At 61.8% G+C, this 9,217-nt stretch carries 10 protein-coding genes; 7 read left to right on the forward strand and 3 right to left on the reverse strand.

The genetic code is table 11. The features are described 5' to 3' along the window. Window positions 1–117: 117 nt before the first annotated feature. The 7 genes from murC to ftsZ all read left to right on the forward strand — a co-directional run bounded on the left by murC (window position 118) and on the right by ftsZ (window position 7,230). Window positions 118–1,512, forward strand: coding sequence for a UDP-N-acetylmuramate--L-alanine ligase (gene murC, locus ABIZ35_RS14445; protein ID WP_348220620.1), 1,395 nt, complete (start codon window positions 118–120; stop codon window positions 1,510–1,512). Further along, window positions 1,509–2,555, forward strand: a complete 1,047-nt coding sequence (locus tag ABIZ35_RS14450) for a D-alanine--D-alanine ligase (protein WP_348220621.1) — start codon at window positions 1,509–1,511, stop codon at window positions 2,553–2,555. Before murC ends, ABIZ35_RS14450 begins: the two co-directional genes overlap by 4 nt. A gap of 29 nt (window positions 2,556–2,584) precedes the next feature. Then, window positions 2,585–3,412 (forward strand): FtsQ-type POTRA domain-containing protein, encoded by an 828-nt coding sequence (locus ABIZ35_RS14455; RefSeq protein ID WP_348220622.1) that lies wholly within the window; start codon window positions 2,585–2,587, stop codon window positions 3,410–3,412. A 35-nt stretch (window positions 3,413–3,447) separates the two neighbouring features. After that, complete coding sequence (locus tag ABIZ35_RS14460; RefSeq protein WP_348220623.1) at window positions 3,448–4,254, forward strand: DUF881 domain-containing protein; 807 nt, start codon at window positions 3,448–3,450, stop codon at window positions 4,252–4,254. A gap of 9 nt (window positions 4,255–4,263) precedes the next feature. Continuing rightward, window positions 4,264–4,698, forward strand: a complete 435-nt coding sequence (locus tag ABIZ35_RS14465; protein ID WP_348220624.1) for a small basic family protein — start codon at window positions 4,264–4,266, stop codon at window positions 4,696–4,698. A gap of 77 nt (window positions 4,699–4,775) precedes the next feature. After that, on the forward strand, window positions 4,776–6,008 hold the full coding sequence (gene ftsA, locus ABIZ35_RS14470; protein ID WP_348220625.1) for a cell division protein FtsA: 1,233 nt from the start codon (window positions 4,776–4,778) through the stop codon (window positions 6,006–6,008). 55 nt (window positions 6,009–6,063) lie between these two features. After that, the gene (gene ftsZ / locus ABIZ35_RS14475; RefSeq protein WP_348220626.1) at window positions 6,064–7,230 is read left to right on the forward strand and encodes a cell division protein FtsZ; all 1,167 of its coding nucleotides are present in this window, start codon (window positions 6,064–6,066) and stop codon (window positions 7,228–7,230) included. Between the two features lie 299 nt (window positions 7,231–7,529). Here ftsZ and hisH read toward each other — a convergent pair whose 3' ends face one another. Genes hisH through hisB form a run of 3 tightly spaced genes read right to left on the reverse strand, consistent with a single transcriptional unit; the run spans window position 7,530 to window position 9,207 of the window. Then, a complete protein-coding gene (gene hisH, locus ABIZ35_RS14480) occupies window positions 7,530–8,144 on the reverse strand; it encodes an imidazole glycerol phosphate synthase subunit HisH (protein WP_348220627.1) in 615 nt (204 codons plus the stop codon). Continuing rightward, a complete protein-coding gene (locus ABIZ35_RS14485) occupies window positions 8,144–8,608 on the reverse strand; it encodes a hypothetical protein (protein WP_348220628.1) in 465 nt (154 codons plus the stop codon). Before ABIZ35_RS14485 ends, hisH begins: the two co-directional genes overlap by 1 nt. A gap of 5 nt (window positions 8,609–8,613) precedes the next feature. Beyond that, entirely contained in the window at window positions 8,614–9,207 is a 594-nt protein-coding gene (hisB, locus tag ABIZ35_RS14490) for an imidazoleglycerol-phosphate dehydratase HisB (protein ID WP_348220629.1), read from the reverse strand. Window positions 9,208–9,217: the final 10 nt, after the last annotated feature.

Below are 9,217 nucleotides of genomic sequence, written 5' to 3' on the forward strand. Positions count from 1 at the left end.
CGGGTAAACTATAGGGACGAATGAAGCGCGGAGGATATCGCGCGGGCAAACAGAGCGGAGCGGCTTTGTCTGGCGTCATGCGCGGCCGGAAGCTTGAAAGAGAAACTGGGGATTACTGTGAGCGAAACGATTCATTTTGTAGGCGTCGGCGGCGTGGGCATGAGCGGCCTCGCGCGCATCGTCGTAGCGCAAGGCGGCGTGGCGACCGGCTCCGACGCACGGGATTCGGAAACACTGGAAGCACTGCGGAAGCAAGGGGTACGCGCTGTTGCGGGACACCATGCGGACAATGTGAACGGCGCGACTCTGGTAGTCGTGTCGGCGGCGGTAAAGAAGGACAATTCGGAAGTGGTTGCAGCGCGCGCGCTGGGCATTCCGGTCATCTCCCGAGCGCAGATGCTGGGTCGATTGATGGACGGCTACAAGCGCAGTATCGCCGTGACGGGAACGCACGGCAAGACGACCACGACCGGCATGATTGCGATGGTGCTCGAGCAGGCCGGACTCGATCCGACCGTGCTGATCGGCGGCGATCTGCCGGCCTACGGCGGCAACGCCCGTCTGGGCAAGAGCGATGTCTTCCTGACCGAGGCGTGTGAGGCGTACGACTCCTTCCTGGAACTGAGTCCGCGCTACGCTGTTGTCACCAATATCGAAGCCGACCACCTGGACTATTACGGCGATCTGGCCAATGTGCTGCGCTCGTTCCGCCGTTTTCTGACCCAGGTGTCGGATAAGGCGATCGTCTGCGGCTACGACGAGAATATCCGGACGATGCTGATGGACAAGACGGGCCTGCCGGAGACGCTGAACTATGGTCTATACGAGCATGTCGATGTCCGCGCGACGGACGTCAATCTCGACGGTCTCACGCCCTCTTATGCGGTCCATTACAAAGGCGAGCGCCTTGGCGTGATCACGCTGGGCGTTCCGGGCATGCATAACGTCGCCAACTCCCTATCGGCGGTGACGCTGGCCCTGCAGCTCGGGATCGCCTTTGAGGATATTGCGGAAGGTCTGGCGAAGTTCACCGGCACCGGCCGGCGCTTCGAGCGTCTGGGCGAAACCTCCGGCGGCGTGCTAGTCATCGACGACTACGCGCACCACCCGACGGAGATTCGCGCGACTCTGGCCGCCGCGCGTAACGGCTACCCTGGCCGCCGCATCGTCGCCGTTTTCCAGCCGCATCTGCCGAGCCGCACGAACGACTTCAAGGAGCAGTTCGCCGAGAGTTTCCGGGACGCGGACCATGTGTTTCTGACGGATATCTACCTGGCGCGCGAACAGCCCATTGAGGGCGTGACCGGCGCGGCGCTGGCGGCCCTGACCGCCGATCGGCGCGGCGCGACGCATGTCACCTATGTGGCGGACAAGACGCTGATTCCGGCGCGCCTGGGCGAATACACCCTGCCCGGCGATGTCGTGATCGCTTTAGGCGCGGGGCACGATGTTCGGACCATCGCCGAAGCGTTCGTCGCGCAGGGCCACGAGAGCCTGGCGGTGGCGCATTGAGCCGAATCAAAGTCTCCGTCCTGATGGGCGGCTCCAGCGCCGAGCGCGACGTGTCCCTTTCCACGGGCAAGCAGATCCTCAATGCGCTGGACCCAAATAAGTACATCGTTTCGGCGATTGATACGGCGACGGGCAACCGTCTGCTGCCGGCCGCCCAAACCGCAGACGGCCGCTTGATGCCCGTTGTGAGCTTAACCGCCGACGTGCACGCGCTGACGCCCATGGATGGCGGCGCGGCGATTGAAGCCCTGCCCGAACTCTCTCGTGTACGCTCCGAAGACAAGCCCGATGTCGTCTTCATCGCTCTGCATGGTCCGGGCGGCGAGGACGGCACAGTGCAGGGCATGCTGGAAGTGCTCGGGATCCCCTATACGGGAAGCGGCGTTCTGGCGAGCGCCCTGGCGATGGACAAAGTGATGTCCAAGCGAGTGCTCACGGGCGCCGGCGTCCTGATGCCGGCCGGGGAAACCGTGCGGCGTGGCCGTCCCATTGATTGGGAGATGCTGCGCACTCTGCCGATGCCGGTGATCGTGAAGCCAAGCGCCCAGGGTTCGACCTTCGGCGTCACGCGCGTGACCGATCCTGACCAGCTGGAAGCCGCCGTGGAGACGGCCTTTGAGTACGACAGCGCCGCGCTGATCGAACAGTTTGTCGTGGGGACGGAGATCACTGTCCCCGTGATCGGCAATACCGAACTGGACATACTCCCGATCGTCGAGATCGTGCCGGCGAGCGGTTTCTATGACTTTGCGGCGAAGTACACGCCCGGCGCCACGGACGAGATCGTGCCGGCGCGCCTGTCCGAAAGCATCGCCGCTGAGGCGCGGCGTATCGCGGCGCTCTGTCATGAGACGCTGGGCTGCCGGGGGATGTCGCGTACGGACATGATCGTCACCGAGGACGGTGCCATCTACACCCTGGAAACCAATACGATTCCCGGCATGACCACGACCAGTCTGCTGCCGCGCTCGGCCCAGGCGGCCGGAATTGCGTTTCCTAAACTGCTGGACCGGCTGATCGAACTTGCGCTGGAACCGCGTTAAGCGATCTTTGGGAAGGACATCGGCCCCCATTGCACAAGCGTACGCACACATCACAGACGGGACGGATCGTGGTGACGCCGCCAGGCAAGCGTCGCGTCAATCGCCGCCGCCGGAACTGGCATCGAACTATTCGTCGCGTCTGCGCCGTGGCGCTCGTGGTGGAGGCGGCGTGTCTTTTACTGGCCAACCCGTATCTGCGCGTGACCCACGTGCGGATCGAGGGGCTGCAAACTCTTCCCGCCGATCAGATCTTCTCCGAAGCGCAGGTTCCTAAGAAGACGAATATCTTTCTGATGGCGGCGCGTCAGCCATTTGTGAAGCGGCTTCAAGTCGATCCGGTGATCGACCATGTGAGCCGGGCCATCGAACTGCCGCATACGCTGGTTCTGCGCGTCGTGGAGCGGCAGCCTTATACGGTGCTCTCGGCCAACGGCGGCTATTATGTTCTGGACCGCAAACGTGTTCCTTTCCGGCTAGTGGAAACGCCGCCGACGGGCGTTCCGGTGCTTGCGCTGGAGGGAGATATGGACCCCAGCACATTGGCGCTCGGAAAGCCGATTGGGGCTGATTGGCTGGTTCAGTCGTATAAATTGATCGCATTGCTTGGCGCCAAAAAGAATTTGGAGGCCAAAAGCATAAAGGTTGACCAAAACGCGAATTTATGCTTAAATAGAAGTGATAATTTACAGATAAAGCTAGGTCAGCCCGAGGAATTGCCGGCAAAACTCGCGGTCGCGCAGGAGACGGTGACGGCCGCTGGAGAAAATGCAGGCGCCAGAATCGCGTATATCGATGTCAGTTGCCCTAGCCAGCCGGCGTTGATGCCGCGTCCGCAGTCCCGGCCGGCCAGTCGTTGACGCCGCCAAGGGCGCAAAGGATCGAAACAACAGCGATGGGATTGCCTCTGAACTCGCCTCCGCACACCGCCGCCTCGCCCAGTGACCAGCAACGGTCCTGGGCAGTTAGCCTTTGCACGCTGTGCGCCATTCTCGGCGCTCTGCTGGCCCTCTCATTCAAGACCCAGAATCAGATCCGTCAAAGTAACGTGCCGGCCGCCAATTACGAGGGCCTGAGCTACGAGTATTTGATTCTGAAGAAGAAGGCGACTGACGACGAACGCACGATCGGGTCGCTGCAGCAGAACATCAGCGATCTTGAGAACAGCGCGCCGTCGCAAAACAAGCAGTTTCAAGTCTTGACGGACGATCTCAATCGCGCTAAGACCCTGGCCGGGCTGACGGCGGTCAAGGGGCCTGGCGTGACGGTCACCTTGAACGATAGCAAGAAGCGCTTTCCGGATGCTCCGCTGGCCGTGCAGATGATTACAATCGTGCACGATGTGGATATCAACCAGTTTGTCAACGAACTGAAGGCGGCGGGCGCCGAAGCGATTTCGGTGAACGATCAGCGTTTGGTGGCGAACAGCGCCATCCGGTGCGCGGGTCCCACGGTCTATATCAACAATACGCCGCAGACGCCTCCTTATGTCATTCAGGCCATCGGGGACGCGAAGACACTGGATACCGCGCTGAGGCTGCCCGACGGCGCCTACGATCAGATGCAACGGATGGACGCCGCCATGGTGCGGATCGCCCACGCCGAAAAGCTGATCATTCCCGCCTATGCCGGCGCCACCCAGCCGAGGTACGCGCAGCCCGTGGAAACAAACGCCCGAAGCGGCGCGGACAACAAGAACTAGTAGAAATTTATGATTTGGTTAGCGCTGGCGTCGGGCCTGATTGGGTTCGCGGCGATCTGGTTCACAAAGGGAGCGACAATTCCGATTGCGGATGCTTCCTATCTCTCACTGGCGGCGCTGGCCGGGATCGATTCACTGATCGGCGGTCTGCGGGCGGGAACGGAAGGGAAGTTCCGAGGCAATGTCTTTGTCTCGGGCTTCGTCGTAAATACGCTGCTGGCGGCGTTTCTCGCTTATTTAGGCGACCGATTAGGGCAAAACCTGGCGCTTGCCGCCGTGGTGGCGCTCGGCGGACGCATCTTTGTCAATTTGTCGATTACCCGGCGTCAATGGCTGGATCATCGGGCGGACCTTTCCTCCACGCGTCGCGCGGCGCAATTGGCGGCGAAATCCCCGCAGCAGTATGCGGGCGAGCCGACCATGGACGGCGAATCACGGAACTAGCGCGAACGGCAAGAGAAGATCGCGCCGCTTTCAGAGCGGCGTCGAATGGGGAGGCGTAGGAGGTGGCGAGGGACTGCGTGATCGGGCTCGACATTGGGACGACGAAGGTCTGCACCATTGTCGCTGAAATAGAAGAGCGTGGACGGATTAACATCGTCGGCGTCGGCAACAGCGTCTCTTCGGGGATCCGCAAGGGTGTGGTGATCGATATCGACAGCGCGGCTGCGGCGATCTCGGAGAGCGTTGAGAAGGCCCGCGCCATGTCCGGCTACGAGATCCACCGTGTGATTGTCGGAGTGACCGGCGAGCATGTGGCGTCTTTGAATTCGCGCGGTGTTGTCGCTATCACCCATCCGAACCGGGAGATTACCGAGGAGGATGTGGAGCGCGTCCAGGACCAGAGCCGCGTCATTGTTCTTCCGCCGGACCGAGAGATTATCCATGCGATCCCAAGGTCTTATTCGATCGATGGGCAGAGCGGTATTCGCTTTCCCGTGGGGATGTCCGGCGCCCGTCTCGAAGTGGAGACGCATGTGGTGACCGGGGCCGTCACGTTTCTGCAGAACGTCGCCAAATGCGTGCACAAAGCCGGCCTAACGATCGAGGCGACCGTGTTGGAGCCGATCGCGACCGCCGAAGCGGTCACGCTGCCGGATGAGAAGAATTTAGGTGTCTGCATCGCCGACATCGGCGGCGGCACGACGGACATTGCGATTTTCGTGGATGGCGATATTTATTACTCGTCGGCGATCCCGGTCGGCGGCAACCATGTGACCCGCGACATCAGTGTCGGCCTGCGCACCTCGCACGACGAGTCGGAGCGGATTAAGCTCGCCGAGGCCGTCGCGATGGTGAGTATGACCGCCGGCGATGAGCTGTTCGAAGTGATCAGTCTGGGAAGCGATGAACCACGGATCCTACCGAACCGTATTCTGGCTGAGATTGTTGAGCCGCGCATGCATGAGCTGTTCACAATGGTGAAGCAGGAGATCATGCGGTCGGGCTATTACAATATGCTTCCGGCGGGGATCATTTTGTCTGGCGGGGGCGCACAGATGCGCGGGGCGACGGAGCTGTGCCGTCAGGTGACGGGAATGCCGACGCGGGTGGGCAGCCCGCGCGATGTGGGCGGCGTGGCCGACACGCTGCGCTCACCGATTTATTCAACCGCCGTGGGATTAGTGCAGTACGGGGCGCACTACCATCAGCAGCACCGTGAGATCGTTCACGAGCAAGCGCCGATGGGTAAGTACATGAAGAAGATCCAAAAGTTCTTCGCCCGAATCACCGGTTCGATTTTCGACCATTAACGCCGTGTTTATTGATACGGCGGTTTAATATTTTTTATAGGAGATGGTTTCACATATGGCGCTCGGAATACGCGACGAAACCCCGTTCGCCCGCATCAAGGTGATCGGATGCGGCGGCGGCGGCACGAACGCCGTCAACCGGATGATTGACGCCGGCCTGACGGGAGTCGAGTTCATCGCGATGAACACCGACAGCCAGGTCCTCGATATCAGCGCGGCCGATTACAAGCTGCAGCTGGGTGAGAACCTGACGCGCGGCCTTGGCGCCGGCGGTAACCCGGAAGTCGGCAAAGCGGCGGCGGAAGAATCTAAGGGCGATATCAAGAAGGCGCTGGAAGGCGCCGACATGGTGTTCATCACCGCCGGCATGGGCGGCGGCACCGGCACCGGCTCCGCTCCCGTGATCGCCGAGATCGCCAAAGACCTTGGCATACTCACGGTCGCGGTGGTCACCAAGCCCTTTAAATTCGAAGGCCCGCGCCGGTTCCGTCTGGCCGAAGAGGGCGTCGATGCGCTGCGCGACAAAGTCGACACGGTGATTATCATCCCGAACGACCGTCTGCTCGGCGTCGTCGAGAAGCGCGCCACTCTGGTGGACGCCTTCCGTGAAGCCGACGACGTTCTGCGCCAGGGCGTGCAGGGCATCTCCGACATCATCACGATCCCCGGCATCATCAACGTGGACTTCGCCGACGTCCGCGCGATCATGCTGAACGCCGGCACGGCCCTGATGGGTATCGGCGTCGCCAGCGGCGAGAACCGGGCCGTGGACGCCGCTCAGGCCGCCATCGCCTCCCCGCTGCTGGAGACCAGCATCGAAGGCGCCCGCGCCGCATTGATCAACATCACCGGCGGCGCCGATCTGACCCTCGCCGAAGTGACCGAGGCCACCGAACTGATCCAGCAGGCGACGGACCACGAGGATGCGAACATCATCTTCGGCGTCGTCCAGGATCTGCGCATGGAGAACGAAGTGCGCATCACGGTCCTCGCGACCGGATTCGACCAGCGCCTGCCCGTCTCCGTGAACGCCCGCCAGGCGATCAACACGCAGTCCGCGCCGCCGCCGCCGTCACAAACCGCTGCATACGCTCAGCCGACACAGCCGGCCGCTCAGACGCAGCCCCAGCAGCCCGCTCCCGCGCCTGCCGCCCCGGCCCCCGCGCCGCGCCCCTCGCCGGACCAGGACGTGGATATCCCGGCGTTCCTGCGGCGTCGGTAGAGACCTATTCTTTCGTGACCTATTCCCCCGGCGCTTTAGCGCGCTTCCCCCTTTTCCCAGCAAGGCCCTTCGGGCGGGAAAAGGGGTGCTAGTTACTGCAATCCAGGCGAGTGTTCGGCAGTGTAAAATGAAAATAAAGGCCCATTCCTATTTGGTTTAGTCAAATGGGGATGGGCCTTATTCTTTGCGGGCCACGACAAGATTCGCCTGGCCCATAGTTATCAACACCCCTTTTCCCGCCCGAAGGGCCTTGCCGGGAAAAGGGGGAAGCGCGCTAAAGCGCCGGGGGAATAGGTCCCTCACACCCCCGAAAAGCTCTCCAAGATCGCCAATCCCACCAATCCCGACTTTTCCGGATGAAACTGTGTCGCCCACACATTGCCGCGATGGATCGCGGAGCAGAATGTCACGCCATAATCAGTCGTCGCGGCGATGTCGGCGGGATTGTCGGGGGCGCAGTAGTAGGAGTTCAGGAAGTAGGCCATCGGGTCGCCGACCGGCTGACCGTGGGCGAGCGGGGTTCCGGGGGTGAATGCGATGTTGTTCCAGCCGATTTGGGGGACTTTAAGGCCCTCGCCCATGAAGCGCTTGACCTGGCCGGGAACGACGTCGAGGCCGCGCACGCCGGGCTCGCCTTCCTCGCTGGTCGTGAGCAGCACTTGCATGCCGACGCAGATGCCTAGGAAGGGGCGGCCGGAGGCGATGAAGTCGAGCGAGATTTTGTCGATGCCCGAGTCCCGAAGGGACTGCATGGTCGAGTCGAACGCCCCGTCGCCGGGCAGGACGGCTTTGTCGGAGGCGAAGATCTCCGCAGGGTCAGAGGTCACAAACGCGCCGTTCGCGCCGATTTTGTGAAACGCCTTTTCGACGCTGCGCAGATTGCCCATTCCGTAATCGATAATCGCGATTTTCATTACCGGTCCCAACGCTCCACTGCAGGATATTCGATCTTACCGCGCGTCGGGCTGAGACCCGCGCAGCGGATCGCTTCCTGCGCGACCGCGATCTGCGCGGGCGTTGACAAGAAAGAGATCGTAATCGGTTCGCTGCCGTCGTTGATGTGGATGGAGTACATCCGGCGTGAACGGTCCACCCGAGAGACTTGCGGCCATGTCACCGACGATTTGCCAATCAGCCAGTTCTGCGTGATCCCCGTGTCGTCCACCCGGACCCGAAACGAGAGAACCGCGAACAGAAGAAATACAAAGCCTGCGGTGAGCACGCCCGCCACGAAGGCATTGTTGAACTCGTGGTGTTTCAGCGAAACGCCGGTCGCGTACAGGCCTACGACCGAGAATATCCCCATTCCTATTCGGAAGGTGTTCCCAGCGCCGAATGAGTGCGGGAAGGTGATGGCCGGAAGTTCTTTGACAGCCATGGGTTTTACAGGCTCCCCTTCGTGCTGGGGATGCCGTGTACACGGGCGTCGTGCTGCTTGGCGGCGTCCAGGGCGCGCCCAAAGGCTTTGAACGCCGCTTCGGCGATGTGATGCGAGTTTGCGCCTCGGCGCTGCTCGAAGTGCAGTGTCAGACCGGCGTTCGCGGCGACCGCCCGAAAGAACTCGGCGACGAGCTCTGTGTCGAACGTCCCGATCTTATCCGAGGGAAAGACAAAGTCGGACACGAGCAGCCCGCGTCCGCTCCAGTCCAGAGCGCAGGTCACAAGCGCCTCGTCCATGGGCACCACGGCGTGTCCATAGCGTACGATGCCCTTTTTATCCCCGGACGCTTCGCGCAGGGCCGTTCCCAGCGCAATGCCGATGTCTTCCACGGTGTGGTGATCGTCGATGTGCAGATCGCCTTCGGCCCGCACCGATAGGTGCAGCAATCCGTGCCGTGCGATGTGGGTGAGCATGTGGTCGAAGAAGCCTACGCCGGTGACGATCTCGCTCTCGCCGTCCCCGTCCAGCGTGACCGATAACTGTATGTCCGTCTCGCGCGTTTTGCGCGCGATAGCGGCGGTGCGTGCCTGTGTCATGCCTTGGATT

It is taken from the genome of Capsulimonas sp. (genome assembly GCF_039929585.1).
GTDB lineage: Bacteria > Armatimonadota > Armatimonadia > Armatimonadales > Capsulimonadaceae > Capsulimonas.